Here is a 21,542-nt window from a genome sequence, read left to right on the forward strand (position 1 = left end):
TCACGCCTGTTTGATCATAAACTGGTAGATATTGTCCAGATCGTCCAGCTTACTGACATGGATCAGCAGACGGCGATTTTCCAGCCCGACGAGCAGAATGCCATCTTCAGACAAATTCAGGCTTTTCATTCGCTCCCAGTGGATAAAAATACCGGCGTGGTAAAAACCGGATGCTTTCAGCAGCAGCCTGGGCTGCCTGAACCAGAACAGATACAGCGCCATAAACGCCAGAAGCATCAGCAGGATACGGGTGACTGCTGAACCATGATGAATCACGTTCTGATAAATCAGGATGGCAATCAGTCCGACGAAAATCAGGCTGTCCAGCCGGTTCCTGCGTTTCAGTTGTACCTTCAGACCGGTTTTACCCTTCAGACGGTCAATAATTACTTCATCCCAGATGGCATACAGCAGAAACAGGGCGATAAACAATGCAATGACACAATCAGTCAGCGTCATGCTTCCTCCTGAAAACAACCGACATCGTTTCAGTTAACACGATGTCGGTTGTTGCTAAACGAATGCCGGGATATCCGGCATCCCGATTACACGCCCAGCAGGCCTGTCCAGTAGCCGAAAATGCCGATGACGAAGAAGCCCATGATGATCCACAGGGCGTTGACCTTGCGTCTGAGCAGCCACATGCAGCCAAAGGTCAGTAGCAGAGGGATCAGACCGGGCATCAACTGGTCGAGAATTGACTGCACGGTAGTGACCGTAGTCTTTCCGGTCTGATCGGTGATACGCGAAACCACCAGCGGGACGTTGACATGGGTCCACTTATTGACCAGCGCCCCCATGACAAACAGGCCAAGAATGGATGCCCCCTCAGTCAGCTTTTGCAGGAAGCCGCCGCCCATATCACTGACGATATCCACCCCTTTACGATAGCCGTAGGCTACGCCGTAATAGCGCACCAGCATTCGTACGAGGTTAAACAACACAAAGAACAGCAGCGGGCCAAGCAAACTGCCACTCATCGCGATGCCCGCCCCCAGTGCGGCGAATACCGGACGGACCGTACCCCAGAAAATAGGGTCACCGACCCCTGCCAGCGGTCCCATCAGTCCCACCTTGATACCATTAATTGCGGCATCGTCAATTGGCGCACCGTTCGCCCGCTGTTCTTCCATCGCCATGGTGACGCCCAGTACCGGCGCGGCAACGTAGGGGTGGGTATTAAAAAACTCCAGGTGGCGCTTAATCGCCTGACGGCGTTGTTCGTCATTTTCAGGATAGAGACGACGGATGACCGGCACCATTGAATAACAGAAGCCGAGTGCCTGCATACGTTCAAAGTTCCATGATCCCTGGAAAAGGTTAGAGCGCAGGAACACGCCGCGAATATCTCCCGGCGTCAGTTTTTTCGGGCTGCCGACAGGCGCAGAAGTTGTGGTATCAACCATGGTATTCACCTTTTCTTAATCTAATTCGTTATCAAGGTCGTTAGCTACCGGACCTGAAGCCTGTGAACCCGCCACGCGGTTATATTTTGGGGCCAGCTGGATATAGAGCACCGCCATCACCACGCCAATGACACCCAGCGCGACCAGATTGAAACTGGTAAATGCTGCCGTGACAAAACCCAGGTAGAAGAAAGGCATCAGATAACCCGCGCGCATCATATTGATGACCATCGCATAGCCGACCACCACAATCATCCCCCCGGCGATATTCAGGCCATTGGTGACCACTTCGGGAATAGACTCCAGCATGCTTTGCACGATGCTGGTTCCAACAGAGACAGCCACAATCAACGCAGGAACAGCAATGCGCATGGCCTGCAAAATCAGTGCTGAGACGTGAATCCAGGAGATGGCGGAAAGATTGCCTTTCTCCGCCGCTTTATCTGCCGCATGCTGGAAAGCAACGGTGATGGTTCGCACAATAATGGTCAGCACCTGTCCGGCGGCGGCCAGAGGAATGGCAAGGGCGATCCCGGCACCGACACTCTGACCACCGGCAATTACCAGAATGGTGGAAATAATTGAGGCGAGGGCGGCATCCGGGGCGACCGCTGCACCGATATTCATCCAGCCCAGGGCGATCATCTCTAACGTACCGCCGATGATAATGCCGGTTTTCATATCCCCTAAAACCATGCCGATTAAGGTACAGGCCACCAGCGGCCGGTGAAACTGAAACTCATCCAGAATGGAACCCATACCGGCAATACAGGCAACAATGAATATCAGCACAATTTGAAGAGTGGTCATCTCCATTGTACTTCTCCTCTGACAGTAGTGAACTGAGTTAAACCTGACGAAGCAGGTAATAAAGTTGGGGGTGGCTAGCGGGCCATTTTATTAATCAGATCCATCATTTTCAGCCGTTGATCGCTGGAAACCTTGCGTACTTCCAGCTCAATACCGCGTTCGTTGAGCTTTCTGAATGCGGCGATGTCTTTTTCATCGACGGAAACGGCATTATTTACCTGCGTTTTGCCCTGACGAAATGCCATCCCGCCGATATTCACGGAGGTAATTTTAACCCCTTCCTCCACCAGCCGTTCCACATCACCAGGGTTAGTAAACAGCAACATTACGCGATCACTGGCATATTTCGGGTTGTTCCAGACGCGTACCATTTTGGCGACATCCACCACGTGGGCTGTTACTCCCGGCGGAGCTACCTGAGTCAGCAATGTTTTACGCACCTTGTCAGCCGCCACTTCGTCGCTGACGACGATGATACGACTGACGTTTGTTTCTTTGGTCCAGCGAGTAGCGACCTGGCCGTGGATCAGGCGATCGTCGATGCGGGCGAGGCCAATTTTCATGTGCTCATGGGGGCCGGCGGGTTTTTGCATTGCCGGGGCTGGCGTGGGGGATCTGACTACAACGGGCTCAGGTTCCTTTGCTTTCAGCGCCTTAACGCCTTCGCGCCCGGCTTCCAGTGCTGTCGCGACCAGGTCGCTCAGCGTGGGGTTGTCATCACGCGCCATTAACGTTTCGACCAGCATCGGAATATTCACCCCGGCGATCACTTCGTAATTATCTTTATCAACCACAATACGGCTGGCAGCGTTAAACGGACTGCCTCCCCAGGTATCGACCAGAAAAAGCACACCCTGGCTGGTGTCGGCATCGGCAAGTTTAGCCTGATATTTTTCAATCAGCGTCTCCGCATTTTCCCCGGGCACAAAATCAATCCACCCAACATTCTGTTGTTCACCGAGCAGCATTTCTGCGGTCTTCAGCAGTTGCTCCGCAGCCCAGCCATGCGTGCCGATAACAATCGCAATACTCACCTGCTACCTCCTTATGCGTGATTCCACGGCCGCGTAACGCAGAGCCGCATCATTATTCAGCTCAACGCGAAAGCATTAAGCCTGAACATCAGGAACATGGATTTATTGCATTATGGTCAGCGCGGGTTACCCCGTTAAACCATCACGGACTCAGTTAATGAGACGGGAATTATTTTAGTTTGCGAAAAAATAAAATGTGTGACCATGCTCCGTAATTGAGACGCTCGTTACATTAACCGTCAAAGGTATTTTGAAACTGCAACACAAAACCGCTTAAAACAATGTAAATGTAAGAAAATATTTTGACGGCGGCTGAGTTGCTGATTACAGTACTGTTTCTTATTTAACACAGGAGTAACGGGCATCAGCCCTCCCTATGGACTGTCACCGACGTCGCTATATCATTTCTCCGGATTATCCGGCCCGTATTTCCCCGTCACCTGACGATATCTTTTCTCAATCCTGCGTTGCCTCGTGCTGTGCGATTTTGCGTTCGCCTGCTGCGTCTTACTGCACCTTTTTTCGGAGTCTGTAATGGAATTTCTTCTGGACCCCTCAATCTGGGCCGGTTTGCTCACGCTGGTTGTTCTTGAGATTGTTCTCGGTATTGATAACCTGGTGTTTATCGCCATTCTCGCCGATAAGCTGCCGCCTAAGCAGCGGGACAAAGCCCGCCTGATTGGCCTGTCGCTGGCGCTGATTATGCGTCTGGGACTGCTGTCACTGATTTCGTGGATGGTCACTCTGACCCGACCACTCTTCAGCGTCGGTGAGTTCAGTTTTTCAGGGCGAGACCTGATCCTGCTGGTGGGTGGATTATTTCTGTTATTCAAAGCGACGATGGAGCTGCACGAACGCCTTGAGAATCGTGACCATGCGGACGGTGGTAACAGAGGCTATGCCAGTTTCTGGGCCGTGGTATTACAGATCGTCGTGCTGGACGCGGTGTTCTCGCTGGATGCCGTCATCACCGCCGTCGGGATGGTGAATAATCTGGCGATCATGATGACTGCGGTGATTATCGCGATGGGAGTGATGCTACTGGCCTCTAAACCCCTGACCCGGTTCGTCAATGCTCATCCAACAGTGGTGGTGCTCTGTCTGAGCTTCCTGTTGATGATTGGTCTGAGCCTGGTGGCAGAAGGTTTCGGTTTTCATATTCCGAAAGGATATCTGTATGCGGCGATTGGTTTCTCCATCCTCATTGAGCTGTTTAATCAGATTGCGCGGGTCAACTTTATGCGTAATCAGGCGCGTAAGCCCATGCGTGAACGTACCGCAGAGGCAATACTGCGCCTGATGGGGGGGCGTCGTAGTCAGGAAGCGAATCATGCCGAAGGGACGGAAGTCGCCCAGATACTGCCACAGGAAGCATTCAAGGATGAAGAGCGCTATATGATCAACGGTGTGCTGACCCTGGCCTCCCGTTCGGTGCGCAGCATCATGACGCCGCGTGGTGACATCTCCTGGGTGGATGCCGCACGGCCCGTGGATGAAATCCGCATCCAGCTGCTGGATACCCCCCACAGCCTGTTCCCGGTGTGTCGGGGGGAACTGGATGAAATTATCGGTGTGGTGAGGGCGAAAGAGTTACTGGTAGCCCTCGAACATGGCATGGACGTGGCAACCTTTGCGGCGGCAACACCGCCGATCATTGTTCCCGATACCCTCGACCCGATTAATCTGCTGGGCGTCCTGCGCCGGGCAAAAGGAAGCTTTGTGGTGGTGACCAGCGAGTTTGGCGTGGTGCAGGGGCTGATTACTCCGCTGGACGTGCTGGAAGCCATTGCCGGAGAGTTTCCTGACGAAGATGAAACGCCTGATATTATTGCCGATGGTGAGGGATGGCTGGTGAAGGGAGGGACAGATCTGCACTCTTTACAGCAGCTGCTGGATACGCAGGGACTGGTCGATCCGGACCATGATCACGCCACGCTGGCCGGCCTGTTGATTGCGCAGAAAGGGCAGCTGCCGCGAGTGGGCGAAAGCATCGAACTGCCACCGTTGCGTTTTCAGATTCTGGAAGCGACGGATTATCGCATCGATCTGGTTCGTGTCACCCGCGAACGCGATGCGCATGATGAAGAAAGCGAAGCATAATCCTGTTGCAGGTCGCCAGATGGCGACCTGTTTTTCAGTGGTTAAGACTGTTTTTGTATTCCGTCAGCCATTCGGGGAAGTCGCCCAGAGGCATCGGGCGGGCAAAGAAATATCCCTGTAACACATCCACGCCTCTTTCCCGCAGATATTCTGCCTGTTCTGCCGTTTCGACGCCTTCCGCCACCAGACTGATATTCAGCCGCTGTGCCAGAGAAATCACCATATCCGTGACCGTGGCATTGATGGCATCGGTACCGATTGCTGCGGTAAAAACCTTGTCAATCTTCAGCACATCCGGACTCAGCGTTTTCAGATAGGAGAGGGAGCTGTGGCCGGTGCCAAAATCATCGATTGCCAGTTTGACGCCAATTTTATGCAGATGGGAAACCACCCGTTGATCCACTGCGGGCAGGGCATCGCGCTCGGTTAGCTCAACAATCAGCTGGGGTAGCGGGCTGGCGGGCCACCAGAGTTTTTGGAGGTCGTCGATAATTTCCCGATCGCGAAAATGGCCGGAAGCCACGTTAATCGCGATATGAAACGTGGGGCTGGTTGGCAGCTTGGGTAACTGACGAACGACTTCACCGAACACGAAGCGGGTCAGGGAGGCAATCAGGTGATGTTGCTCAGCCAGGAGAATAAACACATCCGGTGGCACCCAGCCCTGGCGTGGATTATGCCAGCGCAACAGCAGCTCAATCCCATCGCAATCGCCACTTCGTGAATTAATCAGTGGCTGGCAGTAAACCATAAATTCCCTGGCGGTGATGCCGTAGCTGATTTGCCAGGCGAGGCTCATACGATTTGCGGTTGCCAGCCAGACGATATAACCGGTCAGCAGGCTCAGCAACAGAGCCAGTGGCAGTTGCGAAGGCAGGGTAATCAGCGCCATCCGGCCCGGAGCCGGACCAAACAACGTAATACTGAATGGATAACGCAGCGAAGACTCCTGGTAGCTGACTTCATCATCTGCGGGCAGGGCCTGTTCCAGCAGCGGATTGCCGTATTCGAGACTTCGGCCGCCAACGTTAAAAATGGCGCGCTCAACCCAGGGCAGCGTTGGCTCAAGCAGATAGTTGCTGATCATTTCGATATTAATGATCTGAAGGATCCCTGAGCGGTTATCGGTATCCTGCGGCGTCCACAGCAGCAGGATTGGGGTCCCTTTCAGCAAATGCTCATCAATGCCAAGCATCATGCGCTGATTGTTCATCGCCAGTTCCGGATAGGTGCTGCTGAAATTTATCTCACTGCGGCCGTAGATGCTCGAACAGTACATGATGTCCTTATCCACCAGGATAATTGAACGCACGGTCTGCAACGTTGCCAGCTTTTCGATCAGCGGAAAACGCACCTCATCACAGGGCAACCCTACCAGTCCCAGGGTATTGCTGGCAGCAACATCCAGCGGCGAAAAGAGGCGATCAAAGCGCTGGATGGCATTGCCTGCAAAGGTATGGGATTGCTGTTCAATACGGCTTTTTTCTTCGAAAAAACGCAGGGCCAGGGTCAGGATAAGCACCAACGCGGCAACCGTTAAAGCGATCAGCAAGCGCTTACGGCGAAACTGTCCTAAAACTTCCTGGGACATTTGCATCAGTCATCACCCTTTGATCGAAACAATAATTCAGAAACCAAACCCCTGATATCGGCAGAATCAGTACTAAGTTTAGTCTTTATTGGTGGAAATGCAGGGCGAGCTAAAACAGTGAGTTGACTGACTATTTCTGTGAAATACATCGACTTTTTAAACCGGAAAACCCAGGCTGTATGCACACTTTTATGCCTTCAGCCTGAGTCAGTCAGTTAAAAAGAGCGGTAAAGCGAAATCAGAACGGCAGCAGACAATTAATCACACTGTACCTTAATAGCCAGTCCGCCACGCGAGGTTTCACGGTATTTAGCGTTCATGTCTTTACCGGTTTCATACATGGTTTCAATCACCTTATCCAGTGACACTCTGGCTTCGCTGGTGCGTCGCATCGCCATTCTGGCGGCATTAATTGCCTTCACTGAAGCAATGGCGTTGCGTTCAATACAGGGAACCTGCACCTGACCGGCAACAGGATCGCAGGTCAGCCCCAGATTGTGTTCCATACCGATTTCTGCCGCCACGCAAACCTGCTCGGGACTGGCCCCCAACAGTTCAGCCAGGCCCGCCGCCGCCATCGAGCAGGCGACGCCAACCTCTCCCTGACACCCCACTTCTGCACCGGAAATGGAGGCGTTCATCTTATAAAGAATGCCCACTGCGCCTGCGGCAAGGAAATAGCGGATAAAAATGTCGGGGCTGACTGACTGGATAAAGTGGTCGTAGTAGGCAAGAACCGCCGGGACGATGCCGCAGGCACCGTTAGTCGGAGCGGTTACCACACGGCCTCCGGCGGCATTCTCCTCATTAACGGCCAGCGCAAACATATTAACCCAGTCAATAACGTTCATCGGATCGCTGGAGAGTTTGTCAGAAGAAACCAGCAGCCGACGCAACGCGGAAGCACGGCGCGGAACACGCAGCGGGCCGGGCAATACGCCCTCGGTATTCAGACCGCGATCGATACAGTCGCGCATGTTTTGCCAGACATCAGCAAAATAGCGCTCAATTTCTGCCTTGTTGTGCAGCGCCAGTTCATTCTTCATCATCATCCCGGAGAGGGAAAGACCGGTCTGATGGCAGTGTGTCAGCATCTCTTTAGCGGAATCGAAGGGATAGGGCACGGAAACTTCGTTAAGCGTTGACTGACCGAAATGAGCTTCATCAACGATAAAACCGCCGCCGATAGAGTAATAGACTTTGCTGAAAATGGACTGTTCGCCGTTAAACGCAGTGATCCGCATACCGTTTTCATGCAGTGACAGGTTTTCACTGCGAAACACCATCCCACCTTCACGCGGAAAAGCCACCTCATGGCGGCCATTGCCCAGCAGCAGGCGTTGCTGCTCCTCAACATCACGAATAAATGCCGGGATGCCATCAATGTCTACGGTTTCCGGTGCCGCGCCGGACAATCCCATAATGATGGCGATATCAGTATGGTGCCCCTTACCGGTCAGTGACAGCGAACCATAGACGTCAACGGCAATGCGCGTGACGTCAGTCAGGATACCCGCGCTGGTCAGTTCATCGACAAACAGTTTACCGGCTTTCATTGGGCCTACGGTATGGGAGCTGGAGGGGCCAATGCCCACTCTGAACATGTCGAAAACGCTAATCACACTCTGCTCCTTTAGCACACCGGAAATATTGGGAAACTGATGCGGTAATAGTAATCATCCGACCTCCGATCTTCGCATGAAATAAACTAATCAGGTTCAGACAAAAAAATTATGACTGAATGCACCGATCGGGCTGTCAGTCAGAGCAATGACAGGCTTTACAACTGACAGGAGGGGATGGTCCCGGAACCAGCGCTGCAATATATAGCATCAAAGCCCGTTTTGCAGTGGTTAAGTTGGACAGGTGAGATGTTGAGGGCAAAAAGCGACAGTAAAAAAGAAGACACTCAGTGCCGGATTGACAGCCTTATGCCTGCCAGATAGCAGCAGGGAGACTCAGGCGGCTTCAGTCAGCGACCTGCAAACTCAGCTGACGAATAATTCCGGCGGCCATGCCCCAGATAAAATAATGGTCAAACCAGGACAGCCAGACGCGATGAGACAGGCCACCGCGCCAGATATCCAGCGACGAGTAGCGGTTCAGACGCAGTGCTTCCTGTAACGGCATCTCAAAAATGGATTCCACTTCCTCATCACTGGCCCGCCAGCGCAGATTGTCCGGCAGGATGCCAACAACAGGGGTCACCTGAAAGCCACTGCTGCTGGTCACCGGCGGCAGTACCCCCAGTACATCGACGCATTCAGGCGGAAGCGCGATTTCTTCCTGTGCCTCGCGTAATGCGGTGGCAATCAGCGAAGGATCGTCCCTGTCCATCATGCCGCCGGGAAATGCCACCTGGCCGGGATGCTTGCGCAGCGTGTTGGCTCGTCGGGTCAGTAACAGTGTGGGGCGGCGGCGGTTAACGACGGGCACCAGCACGGCCGCCTGACGACCTGCCACGCATGGCGTCTGCGTGGCGGGTGGTTGTAGCAAAAATCGGCTGATGAAAGCGGCCATCGTCAGCGGCATCTCAGACATCGTCGCTCTCCAGACAGGGCAGGATACGATTTATTTTATCAAAGGTTTCCTGATACTCGGCCTGTTCACTGCTGTCAGCCACAATGCCGCCGCCCGCCGAACAGTACAGATGACCGTTTTCCGCCGTTAACGTGCGGATGGTGATACTGGTATCCATTCTGCCGCAAAAGCTGAGGTAACCAATGCTGCCACACCAGGCATTGCGCCGGTGCGGCTCCAGTTGATCAATAATTTCCATTGCTCTGACTTTGGGTGCCCCGGTGATTGACCCCCCCGGAAAACAGGCGCGCAGCAGGTCGCAGGCGGTCAGTTCAGAGCGCAGCCTGGCGGTGATGGTGCTGACCAGGTGGTGGACGGCCGGAAAAGGCTCGACCACAAACAGCTCCGGCACCTTTACGCTGCCCGGACTCGCGACCCGGCCAATGTCATTACGCAGCAGATCGACAATCATGACGTTTTCCGCACGATCCTTTGGCGAGTTTGCCAGCCTGCTGGCCTGAGCAAGATCCTCAGCCGGATCGCTCAGACGTGGCAGTGTGCCTTTGATGGGACGGGTCTGAATTAGCCGCCCGGTGATGTTCAGAAAACGTTCCGGCGACAGGCTGATAAGGGTGCTTTCCGGCAGGCGGATAAAAGCGCTGAACGGGGCACGGTTCTGTTGATTGAGCAGGCGGAAAGCCTGCCACTCATCACCGCAATAGCTGGCCCGAAAGCGCTGCGCCAGGTTTATCTGATAACAGTCACCACTCTGTAACCACTGTTGTATACGGCGGAATTTTTCTCCGTACTGCTCGCGGGTCATATTGGATACCCACGGGCTGGTCAGGCGGAACGGCTTAGCGGTTTGCCGTGGTTTCAGCGTGGCTAACCAGTCAAGTCGTGAAGCCGGGTCGCCGTGGGTAATCAACGTCAGTTTTTTCAGCTGGTGATCGGCAATCAGCGCCCAGTGGTAAATGCCCACTGCCATATCCGGGGTAAAGAGATCCTGTTCTGCCTGTTGCGGCAGTTTTTCAAAACGACGCGCCAGATCGTAGCCAAACAGACCAAGCGCGCCGCCCTGGAAGGGATAGTCAGCGTTTTCATCTGCCTGCAACTGCGCATCCTGCAAGGTATTTTGTAGCAGAGAGAGCGGGTCTTCACGGCTTTCCGTTACGCCGTCGATATGGTGAACGGTGGTCAGGTTGCCCATGGTGGTCAGGGTGATTAACGGTTCGGCTACCATAATATCGAAACGATTATCGCTGTGATCGGCAAAGCCAGAGTGCAACAGCATTGCCCACGGCTGGTGGGATACAGCGCTGAACAGCTGTTCCAGAGCATCAGGCGTGTAGCGGAGAGAAGAGTAAACAGGTGGCATACAGTTTCAGGGTCGGCACAATATTTTCCCGTCAGCCTGGCATATTTTTCTGTTATTGGCATCTGTTTGTTCCTCGTGTGATAATCCGCGCAATCTCACAGGAGCAGATATGATCACTGGTTTACCGGCGCTGTCCCATGAACAGCAACAACAGGCTGTCGAACGCATTCAGCAACTGATGGCAGAAGGAATGAGCAGTGGCCAGGCCATTCAACTGGTGGCTGCCGAAATTCGTGAGAATCATACGGGTGGGATGATTGCCGCCCGTTTTGATGATGAAGACGAAGAGTAGGGATGATAATAAGAGGGCGCGGTAAGAACGGGCGGCACGCGGTTCTGCCGCGCCTTCTTTTTATGCTGCTGTGCAGCGGGCTGCCGGTTGTTGCTCATGCGGCTCCTGATGACTGGCGGCAACAGGCGACTGAATATCGCTTTGCTGCCCGTCACGCTGCCGGAAATGTTCACTATTTTGTTACCAACGCCGATAAAAGTTACCCTGTCACCTCTGTCCTGATTGTGATGCACGGTCATCCGCGTGATGTGGGCAGAACCCTCAATGCCGCCAGACAGGCCGCCGGCGTTAACGCCTCCGCCAGCCATATCCCGATCGTCGCCCCTTTGTTTCAGGTTGCTGCTTCGCAGAGTGAACGCTGTAACTCACCCGGTTTACCTGCGCCCTCAGCGGGGGATGTGCTGTGGAACTGCCATTCCTGGCTGGAGGGGGGGCTGGATGAACAGGGTAAGCTGAGCGCCTTTGCCGCAATCGATCAGTTGCTGGCGCAGCTAAAACAGCGCTGGCCTGCGCTGCATCAGGTGACCTTTGCGGGTTTTTCTGCGGGCGGACAGTTTGTTCAGCACTATATTGCTTTTGCCCGCCCTCCGGCGGGGATACGGATGCGTTACGTGGTCGCCGATCCGGGAAGCTGGCTGTGGTTTGATCCCCGTCCGACCAACGGCTGCCGGCAGGTGAATCAGTGGAAATATGGAATGGAGAAGATTCCTGCATGGCTGGTGGGGAGCGCAGAGGGTGCAAGGGAGCGCTATCGTGCGGCAGCGGTGAGTTATCTGGTGGGGAGCGAGGATCAGGGTAGCGGACCGGGCAGGTATGAACACATTCTTGATAAATCCTGCGCCGCAGAGAGTCAGGGGCAATACCGGCTGGATCGTGCGGTCAATTATGCACATTACGACGCAGCGATCCTGAAGCCTGTCACGCCGCATCCCTTCGACGTGGTGCCGGGCTGTCGCCACGATGTGCGCTGTGTGTTTCCCTCTGATGCTGGCAGAAAGCGGCTTTTCAGCCGCTGACGCTTAACGGAGCAGGTTATCGGGCGGCGACAATCTTGATTTCCACCAGATAACCTGGATTCATCAATCCTGCCTGAACGGTACAACGTACTGGCGCATTGCCCGGTGATACCCAGGCATCCCATGCGCGATTCATCGCCGGAAAATCCTCTTTATTCACCAGAAAAATGGTCGCATCAAGAATGCGGCTCTTATCCGATCCTGTGCGGGTCAGCAGACGATCAATAGCTGACAGGGCGTTGGCCGTTTGTGCCTCCGCACCCTCATCCAGATTGTCAGGCACGCTGGTGTAATAGACGGTATTGTTGTGAATGACAGCTTCGGACATCCGGTGTTCTACTGGCTCGACTCTGATTATTTCATCTGACATGGCAAAACCTTAATCATCATTTTTCACGCCCCAATCGGCGCGGCTCGGGTGTGGTAAAGTAACATCTCTGTGCCGCCTGTGCAGGTGTAATCTGTTGACTGGCCGACCCTGAATCAGCTGCCTGTTACACCGGGCGATGCCACCCGGCTCCTGTTCAACCGGGATGATGTTCAGGCTACTTCAATGTGCAGATTGAGATGAGCGAAATCGACAGCATGACTTTTATCGCTCACCACCAGCACATCAATATCTTCACAGGGGGCAACTTTGTACCTCGCCACCTGTGAAATTTTGTCGGCGGTCACCGCAGCAATAATTTCACTGCTCTGGGCAAGGACTTCCTTCTTAAAGCAGGCATCTTCATAGTTAACCGCACTCAGCCCCGCCTGAGGATCAAGCGCACAGACGCCGATAAATGCCTGATCGAAAACCATATTGCGGATTTGATTCACGGTGTCTGAACCCAGCGCACTGCCGGTTTTGGGGTTGACTTTGCCTCCCAGTAATATCAGCTCGCCGCAGAGTCGCGGGCTGAGGGCCGCCGCTATCTGCGGGGAATTGGTGACAATGGTCAGTTCTGTCTCCGCAGGAATGTGTGCCGTCATGGCAAAATGCGTTGAACCGCAGTCGATAAAAATACAGCTGTCGGGTCGAATCAGCGCTGTACATTTTTCTGCCAGGCGTGATTTTTCCGTCATATTTTGTGCTGAGCGAATGTCAAAACTGGCCGACTGTTTCAGCTGACTGACCGCGCCACCATAGACTTTTTTGCACAACCCCTTGCGGGCCAGTTCCTGTAAATCCCGGCGAATAGTATGTTCGGAAACCCCCAGCTGACGGGCCATATCTGCGCCAATAACTCTGCCTTTCTCGTTCAGCATCTGGTGGATCAGCGACTGTCTTTCCTCCGGTAATGCATCATAATCGACCATAATCCGCCCTTAAACAGACATAAAGCTGCATAATACTGCTGAATATATCACGGGCCACGCCTTTGCCCCAGAGAGAACAGAGGCGGGCGTTTCATTATCCGGCAATTGCGTCCCCCTCAGCACCCTGACCTGTTACTGACTGACAGTCAGCCCTTGTTGGCAGACCGGATGCCGTTATCGCGATAAGGTTATGTAATTATGCATTTTTTACGTTTTTGCATCCTGATGTACGGACTGACATAATGAGACGTTTTTTTCGCTGGCAGTGAGGATATGTGGCAGACGACTTTGCAGCAGAGGGCGCGTTAGCGCAGGCCATCCCTGGCTTTAAACCGCGTGAACCTCAGCGCCAGATGGCTGATGCGGTCAGACAGGCCATTGAGAGTAAAAATGAGCTGGTGGTGGAGGCAGGGACCGGCACGGGCAAAACCTATGCATATCTGGCCCCGGCGCTGCGTTCAGGTAAAAAAGTCATCGTTTCTACCGGCTCGAAAGCCTTACAGGATCAGCTCTACAGTCGTGATTTACCCACCGTCGCCCGCGCTCTGAAATTCAAAGGTAAGCTTGCGTTGCTGAAAGGACGCAGCAATTACCTCTGTCTGGAACGGCTGGAGCAGCAATCGATGGCCGGGGGCGAACTGGTCGCCCAGGCAATGAGCGACCTGGTGCACCTGCGCGGCTGGTCGTCTGAAACCGTTGATGGCGACATCAGCACCTGTGGCGGCGTGACAGAAGACAGTCCACTCTGGCCGCTGGTCACCAGTACTAACGATAACTGTCTGGGCAGTGACTGTCCTCAGTACCAGGATTGTTTTGTGGTTAAAGCCCGTCGCAAAGCGATGGATGCTGACGTGGTGGTGGTCAATCATCATCTGTTTCTGGCGGATATGGTGGTGAAGGAGAGTGGTTTCGCCGAGCTGATCCCGCAGGCGGATGTGATGATTTTTGATGAAGCTCATCAGGTGCCGGATATTGCCAGTCAGTATTTTGGTCAGCAGATTTCCAGCAAACAGCTGCTGGATCTTGCCCGAGATATCACCATTGCCTATCGGACGGAAATACGCGATATGCAGCAGTTGCAAAAATCGGCGGATCGTCTGGCGCAGAGCGCGCAGGATTTCCGGCTGGCATTGGGTGAGCCGGGGTTTCGCGGCAACCTGCGCGATATGCTTAATAATCCCAATACCCAACGCGCGTTATTACTGCTGGATGATGCACTTGAACTCTGTCATGACGTGACCAGAATGGCGCTGGGCCGTTCAGCGCTGCTGGACGCAGCTTTTGAACGCGCCACCCTTTACCGGGGAAGGCTGCGGCGGCTGAAAGATGTCAGCCAGCCGGGATTCAGTTACTGGTATGAGTGTAGTGCCCGCCATTTTGTGCTGGCGCTTACGCCACTGTCGGTGGCTGAACGTTTTCGTGAAGTGATGGACGAACGTCCGGCCAGCTGGATCTTTACCTCGGCCACGCTGGCAGTGAACGAGCAGATGACCCACTTTGTCGAAAGGTTGGGTGTCAGCACGGCCAGAACGCTTATCCTTAACAGCCCCTTTGATTTTGCCCGTCAGGCCCTGCTGTGCGTACCGCGAAATCTGCCTGCCACTCATCAGCCTGGCAGTGCGAAACAGATGGCCCGGATGTTGTTGCCGCTGATTGAAGCCAACAATGGTCGCTGTTTTCTGTTGTGTACCTCCCGGCAGATGATGCGCTCTCTGGCGGAGGAGTTTCGCAGTCTGCTGACCCTGCCGGTGCTGTTACAGGGGGAAACCAGTAAAGGGCAACTGCTGAAGCAATTTATTGCAGCAGGAAACGCGTTGCTGGTGGCCACCAGCAGTTTCTGGGAAGGGGTTGATGTCAGGGGCGATGTGCTGTCGCTGGTGATCATCGATAAACTGCCGTTCACCTCGCCGGATGATCCACTGCTTAAGGCCAGAATGGAGGATTGCCGGCTGCGGGGTGGCGATCCTTTTAATGAGGTGCAGTTGCCCGATGCGGTGATCACCCTGAAACAAGGTGTCGGCAGGCTGATCCGTGACGTTGACGATCGTGGTGTGCTGGTGATTTGTGATAATCGTCTGGTGATGCGTCCCTATGGCGCGGTTTTCCTTAACAGCCTGCCACCGACGCCTCGTACCCGCGATATTCAACGTGCGGTGGCCTTTCTCACATCGCCGCCTCAAGGGTAATTTCATCCACAGTATGTTATGCTGCGCAGCGAATTTTTTCTCCTGCCTGAGGTCTTCATGTCCCCGCAAATTTTAGCCATTGATACGGCAACCGAAGCCTGTTCTGTGGCCTTACTGATGAACGATCAGATCAAAGCGCAGTTTGAGTTATGCGCCCGTGAGCATACTCAACGCATTCTGCCGATGGTGCAACAAATCCTGACTGAAGGTCAGACCACGCTGGCCCGGCTGGATGCGCTGGCCTTTGGCCGTGGTCCGGGAAGCTTTACCGGTGTGCGCATCGCTATCGGCATTGCGCAGGGCCTGGCGTTAGGGGCCGGGCTGCCCATGGTAGGCGTCTCCACCCTGAAGACGATGGCGCTACGTGCCTGGCGTCTGCATGGCGCGACGCGCGTGCTGGCGGCGACGGATGCGCGCATGGGAGAAGTTTACTGGGCTGAATATCAGCGGGATGAGCAGGGGAACTGGCAGGGTGAAGAGACGGAAGCCGTGCTGAAGCCAGAGGCGGCAACGCAACGCATGTTGCAACTGACCGGTGAGTGGATGCAGGTTGGGACGGGCTGGGACGCTTATCCGTCGCTGGTGGCAATCAGTCATGGACTGCACTTACAGGGCTCGGACGTGTTGTTACCCTCTGCGGAGGATATGTTGCCGCTGGCGTGCGCGGCGGTGGCTGCGGGCAACACGGTAGCGCCCGAAGACGCAGAGCCGACCTATCTGCGTAATGAGGTGACATGGAAAAAGTTGCCGGGTCGCGACTGAGTGGCAGATACAGGTCAGGCGCAGTGGATACGGTTCTGCCCGCACTTTGGTCTGTTACCCGCCCACGCAACTATTCCGCAGCGGTGCAGTCCAAGCTTTCGGTAACAGGGAGAACATTATGCGTAAACGTGTGGTAATGCAGTCTGGAAGTTTAGTTTTACTGGCCGTTTTACTGGCCGGATGTGTCAGCGTCCCGGATTCTGTTCGTGGTAGCTCCCCCAGCCCGCAGCAGGATCTGGTTCGGGTAATGAATGCGCCCCAGCTTTATATCGGTCAGGAATCCCGCTTCGGTGGCAAAGTGGTGAAAGTTACCAATAAAAATGGTGTCACCCGGCTGGAAATTGCGGCGATGAGTCTGGATGATACGGCCCGTCCGCTGTTAGGTTCTCCGTCGATTGGCCGCATTTATGCCGATATCAAAGGTTTTGCCGATCCGGTAGATTTTAATAATCAGATGGTCACCGTGGTGGGACCGGTTACCGGCAGTGAAAAAGGGCAGGTAGGTCAGGCATCCTATAATTTCGTGACCATCAACGTCACCGGTTATCAGCGCTGGCATCTGACACAGCAGATTATTACGCCTCCTCAGCCGATCGATCCCTGGATTTGGTACGGTCCACCCCCAGGCCGTCATCGTGGAGGCTATTGGGGACCCCCTCCGGGCTATTTCTATAACCAGGGACCGGCTCAGGTGCAGACCATCCTGACGGAATAACCGACCTTATTTTACGTGCCCTGGCGACTGTGGCTCAGTTTCCGGGGCGTTTTTGTTGATTTACGCAGGTTGGAAGAAAATTAGTGATGGGCTTCGCAACCTTTTCACTGAGAGATGAGCTGACTGGTACGCTGAGTTAAAATAATGTTAACAAACGTGCCGGATCGAGATTGTGATGACTGTGAATAATCATTTCCGAGGTGTTTTCTTGAATAAGGTTTGGTTAAACCGCTACCCGCCAGATGTACCGGCAGAAATCAGCGCCGACCGCTATACATCCCTTATCGATCTGTTTGAACAGGCAGTAAAGCGTTACGGTGATCGACCTGCCTTTATCAACATGGGCCAGACGATGAGCTTTCGTCTGCTTGAAGAGCGGAGCCGGGCTTTTGCCGCCTATCTGCAACAGGGGCTGGGATTGAAAAAGGGCGATCGGGTTGCCCTGATGATGCCCAACCTGTTGCAATATCCGGTGGCGCTGTTTGGCGTATTACGTGCCGGGTTGATTGTGGTCAATGTGAACCCCCTCTATACCCCTCGTGAGCTGTTGCACCAGCTGAATGACAGCGGTGCCAGTGCCATTGTCATTGTGTCGAATTTTGCCCACACCCTGGAAAAAGTCGTCGATAAGACGCAGATAAAGCACGTTATTCTGACCCGCATGGGCGATCAACTCTCGCCGGCAAAGGGGACGCTGGTCAATTTCGTGGTGAAATACATCAAGCGTCTGGTTCCCCATTATCATCTGCCCGATGCCATTTCGTTTCGTAGCGTGTTGCATCTGGGACGGCAGATGCAGTACCAACGGCCGGATATCATTAATGACGATCTGGCTTTCCTGCAATACACCGGCGGCACTACCGGCGTGGCAAAAGGAGCCATGCTTACCCATCGTAATATGCAGGCCAATCTCGAGCAGACGCGGGCGACCTATGGCTCACTGTTAAAGGATGGCCGGGAAACGGTGGTTACCGCACTTCCTCTCTATCATATCTTTGCGCTGACCGTGAACTGCCTGCTGTTTCTTGAGCTTGGCGGTACTGACCTGCTGATCACCAATCCGCGTGATATTCCGGGTATGGTGAAGGAGCTGTCAAAAGTCCGTTTTACCGCCATTACCGGCGTCAATACGCTGTTTAATGCGTTACTGAACGATAAAGCTTTTCAGCAACTGGACTTCTCAGACCTCAATTTTTCAGCGGGTGGGGGCATGGCGGTGCAGAAAGCGGTGGCAGAGCGCTGGGAAAAGTTGACCGGACACTATCTGCTGGAAGGGTATGGACTGACAGAATGCTCCCCACTGGTATCGGTTAATCCCTATGATATTCATGTTCACGATGGCAGCATTGGCCTGCCGGTGCCTTCAACCGACATCAAACTGGTTAACGATCAGGGGGAAGAGGTGACCGAAGGCGAACCGGGAGAACTCTGCATCAAGGGGCCGCAGGTGATGCTGGGCTACTGGCAGCGTCCGGATGCCACCGATGAAGTGCTGAAAGATGGCTGGCTGCACAGTGGTGATATCGTCACCGTTGACTCTCAGGGATTTATTCGCATCGTCGATCGTAAAAAAGACATGATTCTGGTATCTGGTTTTAACGTCTACCCTAACGAAATTGAAGATGTGTTGATGCTTCACCCGAAAGTGCGGGAAGCTGCCGCAATTGGCGTACCAGGTGGTTCTGCCGGTGAAACCGTTAAAGCCTGCGTGGTGAAAAAGGATGCATCCCTCACCGCCGAAGAGTTGCTTGTTCACTGCAAGAAGCATCTGACCGGTTATAAAATTCCAAAGATAGTTGAATTCCGCGAAGATTTACCAAAAACTAATGTCGGAAAAATTTTGCGACGTGAACTGCGTGACGAGGCGATAAAGTCGCTTAAAGCGGGATGAACAACGCACTTCACTTTGCATCAAAAAGCGCCAAACGCCGGAAACCCCGGCGTTTTTACTGTTGACGAAAGTCTGTGCACCAGGGCCTGATAAATCTTCCGCCACGCCGAGTGATATTGATAGTTACAGCAGGCAGAGAGGTGCAGGCCTTATTAACCGCCCGGTGCGTGATAACAGAGCCGTCCGAAGTAAGGGCGATCCGACACTAACCACACTGAGGTAAACACGCCACAGCGCGAGGAACATTTTGAATTACACCCTGATAACCACCAATGAAGCGTTGGCAGCATGCTGTGAGGCTGCCGGCAAGGTATCTGCCGTCGCGCTGGATACCGAGTTTGTCCGCAGCCGTACCTACTACCCCGGACTTGGCCTGATTCAGCTTTATGATGGTGAGCATATTTCGCTGATCGACCCTTTGCCGATCACGGAATGGCAACCCTTCCGCGAACTGCTCACCAACCATGAGATCGTTAAGTTTTTGCATGCCGGGAGCGAAGATCTGGAAGTTTTTCTGCATCAGTTTGGGTTGCTGCCCACGCCAATGATCGACACGCAAATCCTCGCCGCGTTTAACGGCCATCCACTTTCCTGTGGTTTTGCCACGCTGGTTGAATCCTTCACCGGTATCGCGCTGGATAAAAGTGAATCGCGTACTGACTGGCTGGCACGTCCGTTGACCGGCAAACAGTGCCAGTATGCGGCAGCCGACGTCTATTATCTCCTGCCGATCGCCGAAAAGCTGATGGCCACTGCCCGGGCAGCAGGCAACATTACAGCTGCGCTTAATGAGTGTGAATTACTCTGCCAGCGCCGACAGATGGTGACGGAACCCCTGGAGGCCTGGCGAGACATCACCAATGCCTGGCAGCTGCGCCCGCGTCAGCTGGCCGCGTTGCGTTTGCTGGCTGCCTGGCGGCTTGAGCTGGCTCGCGAAAAAGATATGGCGGTTAACTTCGTGGTGCGTGAAGAGAATCTGTGGAAAGTGGCGCGATTTATGCCGGGAAGTTTGGGAGAACTTGACCACCTTGGGCTGTCAGGCCAGGAAATTCGCTTTCATGGCAAAGCGCTGGTGGCGATGGTTGCCAGAGCAAATGAACTGGACGAAAGTGAATTGCCGCAGCCACTGAGCAATCTGATTGACTATCCCGGCTACAAACAAATCTTCAAATCGTTGAAGGCGCTGATGGCTGAGGTGGCAGAAAAAAATGGCATCAGTCAGGAGCTGCTGGCTTCACGCAGACAGATCAATCAGTTACTGAACTGGCACTGGCAACTGAAACCGCGTGACCGGACACCGGAACTGCTGGATGGCTGGCGTGGTGAGTTGCTGCAGGCGGGGATCAGGGACATTCTGCACGATTAAGACAGAGGGCTCCCCTGCGAATCAGCAGGGGAACATCCGGGAGGAAAGAGGATCATTTCGGTGCTTCTTCCGCCTCCGGAAGCGTAACGTTCAGTTCCAGAATCGAAATATCGTCATCGTTTTGATCCAGTTTGACGCTGAGCATCTCTGGATCAATCTTCACGTATTTGCAGATCACTTCCAGAAGATCCTTTTTCAACTGTGGCAGATAATGGGGCTCACTGTCCCCCCTTCTGCGTTCAGCCACAATGATTTGTAGCCGCTCCTTGGCTATATTGGCTGTGCTCTTTTTTCGGGATAAAAAGAAATCGAGTAAGGCCATGGTTTATCCCCCAAACAGACGTTTCAGGAAACCCTTCTTCTCTTCTTCAATGAAGCGGAAGGGGCGTTCTTCACCCAGGATACGGTCAACGGTATCAGCGTATGCTTTACCCGCATCAGAATCAGCATCCAGAATAACCGGCTCACCCTGATTGGATGCGCGCAGGACAGACTGATCTTCCGGAATAACCCCTGCCAGAGGAATGCGCAGGATTTCCAGCACATCTTCCATGCTGAGCATATCTCCACGATTCACCCGGCCCGGGTTGTAGCGGGTCAGCAGCAGATGCTCTTTAATCGGGTCCTGACCATTTTCAGCGCGGCGGGACTTGGAGGAAAGAATACCCAGAATACGATCTGAGTCGCGAACCGAAGAGACTTCGGGGTTGGTGGTGATGATCGCTTCATCGGCAAAGTAGAGCGCCATCAATGCACCTGTTTCAATACCAGCGGGTGAATCACAGACAATAAAGTCAAACTCCATTTTGGCAAGGTCGTTCAGCACTTTCTCCACGTCGTCACGGGTCAGGGCATCTTTATCACGGGTCTGTGAGGCTGGCAGGATGAAGAGATTATCTGTGCGTTTATCTTTTATTAATGACTGATTCAGCGTGGCATCGCCCTGAATCACATTGACGAAATCGTATACCACCCGGCGCTCACAGCCCATAATCAAATCAAGGTTACGCAGGCCGATATCAAAATCGATCACCACGGTTTTTTTACCTTTCTGGGCTAAACCGGTAGCGATGGCCGCGCTGGACGTGGTCTTCCCCACGCCTCCTTTACCTGAAGTCACTACAATAATGCGTGCCATAAAATAATTTCCTTAAGAAAAGAAAGGGCTGGTGA

20 protein-coding genes are annotated in these 21,542 nt (G+C 53.8%); 8 read left to right on the top strand and 12 right to left on the bottom strand.

What is annotated here, in order from left to right; genetic code table 11:
- The 4 genes from AC3RPL_RS08140 to manX all read right to left on the bottom strand — a co-directional run bounded on the left by AC3RPL_RS08140 (position 1) and on the right by manX (position 3,250).
- Positions 1 to 459: a DUF986 family protein gene (locus AC3RPL_RS08140; protein WP_490739602.1), complete on the bottom strand. Its 459-nt coding sequence runs from the start codon at positions 457 to 459 to the stop codon at positions 1 to 3.
- An 86-nt stretch (positions 460 to 545) separates the two neighbouring features.
- Positions 546 to 1,406: a PTS mannose transporter subunit IID gene (locus AC3RPL_RS08145; protein WP_261644327.1), complete on the bottom strand. Its 861-nt coding sequence runs from the start codon at positions 1,404 to 1,406 to the stop codon at positions 546 to 548.
- 15 nt (positions 1,407 to 1,421) lie between these two features.
- Positions 1,422 to 2,222 (bottom strand): PTS mannose/fructose/sorbose transporter subunit IIC, encoded by an 801-nt coding sequence (locus AC3RPL_RS08150; protein ID WP_490739603.1) that lies wholly within the window; start codon positions 2,220 to 2,222, stop codon positions 1,422 to 1,424.
- 68 nt (positions 2,223 to 2,290) lie between these two features.
- Positions 2,291 to 3,250 carry a PTS mannose transporter subunit IIAB gene (manX, locus tag AC3RPL_RS08155; protein ID WP_261644324.1) on the bottom strand — a complete coding sequence of 320 codons (960 nt, stop codon included), beginning with the start codon at positions 3,248 to 3,250 and terminating at the stop codon, positions 2,291 to 2,293.
- 534 nt (positions 3,251 to 3,784) lie between these two features.
- Between manX and AC3RPL_RS08160 the strand changes: the two genes are divergently transcribed.
- Positions 3,785 to 5,350 carry a TerC family protein gene (locus tag AC3RPL_RS08160; protein ID WP_034933192.1) on the top strand — a complete coding sequence of 522 codons (1,566 nt, stop codon included), beginning with the start codon at positions 3,785 to 3,787 and terminating at the stop codon, positions 5,348 to 5,350.
- Positions 5,351 to 5,384: 34 nt separating this feature from the next.
- Here the strand turns inward: AC3RPL_RS08160 and AC3RPL_RS08165 are convergent, their stop codons facing one another.
- The 4 genes from AC3RPL_RS08165 to pabB form a co-directional block, all read right to left on the bottom strand.
- On the bottom strand, positions 5,385 to 6,947 hold the full coding sequence (locus tag AC3RPL_RS08165; protein WP_490739604.1) for a cyclic di-3',5'-guanosine monophosphate phosphodiesterase PdeD: 1,563 nt from the start codon (positions 6,945 to 6,947) through the stop codon (positions 5,385 to 5,387).
- Positions 6,948 to 7,198: 251 nt separating this feature from the next.
- The gene (locus tag AC3RPL_RS08170; protein WP_490739605.1) at positions 7,199 to 8,563 is read right to left on the bottom strand and encodes an L-serine ammonia-lyase; all 1,365 of its coding nucleotides are present in this window, start codon (positions 8,561 to 8,563) and stop codon (positions 7,199 to 7,201) included.
- 346 nt (positions 8,564 to 8,909) lie between these two features.
- Positions 8,910 to 9,482 carry a CoA pyrophosphatase gene (locus tag AC3RPL_RS08175; RefSeq protein ID WP_490739606.1) on the bottom strand — a complete coding sequence of 191 codons (573 nt, stop codon included), beginning with the start codon at positions 9,480 to 9,482 and terminating at the stop codon, positions 8,910 to 8,912.
- Positions 9,475 to 10,839: an aminodeoxychorismate synthase component 1 gene (pabB, locus tag AC3RPL_RS08180; RefSeq protein ID WP_490739607.1), complete on the bottom strand. Its 1,365-nt coding sequence runs from the start codon at positions 10,837 to 10,839 to the stop codon at positions 9,475 to 9,477. The genes AC3RPL_RS08175 and pabB overlap by 8 nt, the downstream gene beginning before the upstream one ends.
- A gap of 109 nt (positions 10,840 to 10,948) precedes the next feature.
- Here pabB and AC3RPL_RS08185 point away from each other — a divergent pair, with 109 nt between their 5' ends.
- Entirely contained in the window at positions 10,949 to 11,131 is a 183-nt protein-coding gene (locus AC3RPL_RS08185) for a YoaH family protein (protein ID WP_034933175.1), read from the top strand.
- Positions 11,132 to 11,133: 2 nt separating this feature from the next.
- The gene (locus AC3RPL_RS08190; protein WP_490739608.1) at positions 11,134 to 12,147 is read left to right on the top strand and encodes a hypothetical protein; all 1,014 of its coding nucleotides are present in this window, start codon (positions 11,134 to 11,136) and stop codon (positions 12,145 to 12,147) included.
- 16 nt (positions 12,148 to 12,163) lie between these two features.
- On the opposite strand, the gene AC3RPL_RS08195 is transcribed toward AC3RPL_RS08190, so the two are convergent.
- A complete protein-coding gene (locus AC3RPL_RS08195; protein ID WP_490739609.1) occupies positions 12,164 to 12,517 on the bottom strand; it encodes a RidA family protein in 354 nt (117 codons plus the stop codon).
- A 170-nt stretch (positions 12,518 to 12,687) separates the two neighbouring features.
- The gene (locus tag AC3RPL_RS08200; RefSeq protein WP_490739610.1) at positions 12,688 to 13,449 is read right to left on the bottom strand and encodes a DeoR/GlpR family DNA-binding transcription regulator; all 762 of its coding nucleotides are present in this window, start codon (positions 13,447 to 13,449) and stop codon (positions 12,688 to 12,690) included.
- A gap of 275 nt (positions 13,450 to 13,724) precedes the next feature.
- Here AC3RPL_RS08200 and yoaA point away from each other — a divergent pair, with 275 nt between their 5' ends.
- From yoaA to rnd, 5 genes are all read left to right on the top strand, one after another.
- On the top strand, positions 13,725 to 15,635 hold the full coding sequence (gene yoaA, locus AC3RPL_RS08205; RefSeq protein WP_490739611.1) for a DNA repair helicase YoaA: 1,911 nt from the start codon (positions 13,725 to 13,727) through the stop codon (positions 15,633 to 15,635).
- A 57-nt stretch (positions 15,636 to 15,692) separates the two neighbouring features.
- Complete coding sequence (tsaB, locus tag AC3RPL_RS08210) at positions 15,693 to 16,397, top strand: tRNA (adenosine(37)-N6)-threonylcarbamoyltransferase complex dimerization subunit type 1 TsaB (RefSeq protein WP_490739612.1); 705 nt, start codon at positions 15,693 to 15,695, stop codon at positions 16,395 to 16,397.
- A gap of 118 nt (positions 16,398 to 16,515) precedes the next feature.
- Positions 16,516 to 17,112 carry a Slp family lipoprotein gene (locus tag AC3RPL_RS08215; RefSeq protein WP_490739613.1) on the top strand — a complete coding sequence of 199 codons (597 nt, stop codon included), beginning with the start codon at positions 16,516 to 16,518 and terminating at the stop codon, positions 17,110 to 17,112.
- Positions 17,113 to 17,320: 208 nt separating this feature from the next.
- Positions 17,321 to 19,003, top strand: coding sequence for a long-chain-fatty-acid--CoA ligase FadD (fadD, locus tag AC3RPL_RS08220; RefSeq protein WP_490739614.1), 1,683 nt, complete (start codon positions 17,321 to 17,323; stop codon positions 19,001 to 19,003).
- A gap of 247 nt (positions 19,004 to 19,250) precedes the next feature.
- The gene (gene rnd, locus AC3RPL_RS08225; protein WP_490739615.1) at positions 19,251 to 20,369 is read left to right on the top strand and encodes a ribonuclease D; all 1,119 of its coding nucleotides are present in this window, start codon (positions 19,251 to 19,253) and stop codon (positions 20,367 to 20,369) included.
- 52 nt (positions 20,370 to 20,421) lie between these two features.
- Here the strand turns inward: rnd and minE are convergent, their stop codons facing one another.
- Both minE and minD read right to left on the bottom strand, forming a co-directional pair.
- Positions 20,422 to 20,691 (bottom strand): cell division topological specificity factor MinE, encoded by a 270-nt coding sequence (gene minE / locus AC3RPL_RS08230; protein ID WP_034933158.1) that lies wholly within the window; start codon positions 20,689 to 20,691, stop codon positions 20,422 to 20,424.
- 3 nt (positions 20,692 to 20,694) lie between these two features.
- Positions 20,695 to 21,507 (bottom strand): septum site-determining protein MinD, encoded by an 813-nt coding sequence (gene minD / locus AC3RPL_RS08235; RefSeq protein ID WP_490739616.1) that lies wholly within the window; start codon positions 21,505 to 21,507, stop codon positions 20,695 to 20,697.
- Positions 21,508 to 21,542 lie beyond the last annotated feature (35 nt).

The sequence above is a fragment of the Erwinia papayae genome (assembly GCF_058241465.1).

Excerpts from the sequence above, each read along its gene's own strand:
- AC3RPL_RS08140 (WP_490739602.1), bottom strand. The coding sequence starts at position 459 with ATGACGCTGACTGATTGTGTCATTGCATTGTTTATCGCCCTGTTTCTG.
- AC3RPL_RS08145 (WP_261644327.1), bottom strand. The coding sequence starts at position 1,406 with ATGGTTGATACCACAACTTCTGCGCCTGTCGGCAGCCCGAAAAAACTG.
- AC3RPL_RS08150 (WP_490739603.1), bottom strand. The coding sequence starts at position 2,222 with ATGGAGATGACCACTCTTCAAATTGTGCTGATATTCATTGTTGCCTGT.
- AC3RPL_RS08160 (WP_034933192.1), top strand. The coding sequence starts at position 3,785 with ATGGAATTTCTTCTGGACCCCTCAATCTGGGCCGGTTTGCTCACGCTG.
- AC3RPL_RS08165 (WP_490739604.1), bottom strand. The coding sequence starts at position 6,947 with ATGCAAATGTCCCAGGAAGTTTTAGGACAGTTTCGCCGTAAGCGCTTG.
- AC3RPL_RS08175 (WP_490739606.1), bottom strand. The coding sequence starts at position 9,482 with ATGTCTGAGATGCCGCTGACGATGGCCGCTTTCATCAGCCGATTTTTG.
- pabB (WP_490739607.1), bottom strand. The coding sequence starts at position 10,839 with ATGCCACCTGTTTACTCTTCTCTCCGCTACACGCCTGATGCTCTGGAA.
- AC3RPL_RS08185 (WP_034933175.1), top strand. The coding sequence starts at position 10,949 with ATGATCACTGGTTTACCGGCGCTGTCCCATGAACAGCAACAACAGGCT.
- AC3RPL_RS08190 (WP_490739608.1), top strand. The coding sequence starts at position 11,134 with ATGATAATAAGAGGGCGCGGTAAGAACGGGCGGCACGCGGTTCTGCCG.
- AC3RPL_RS08195 (WP_490739609.1), bottom strand. The coding sequence starts at position 12,517 with ATGTCAGATGAAATAATCAGAGTCGAGCCAGTAGAACACCGGATGTCC.
- AC3RPL_RS08200 (WP_490739610.1), bottom strand. The coding sequence starts at position 13,449 with ATGGTCGATTATGATGCATTACCGGAGGAAAGACAGTCGCTGATCCAC.
- tsaB (WP_490739612.1), top strand. The coding sequence starts at position 15,693 with ATGTCCCCGCAAATTTTAGCCATTGATACGGCAACCGAAGCCTGTTCT.
- AC3RPL_RS08215 (WP_490739613.1), top strand. The coding sequence starts at position 16,516 with ATGCGTAAACGTGTGGTAATGCAGTCTGGAAGTTTAGTTTTACTGGCC.
- minE (WP_034933158.1), bottom strand. The coding sequence starts at position 20,691 with ATGGCCTTACTCGATTTCTTTTTATCCCGAAAAAAGAGCACAGCCAAT.
- minD (WP_490739616.1), bottom strand. The coding sequence starts at position 21,507 with ATGGCACGCATTATTGTAGTGACTTCAGGTAAAGGAGGCGTGGGGAAG.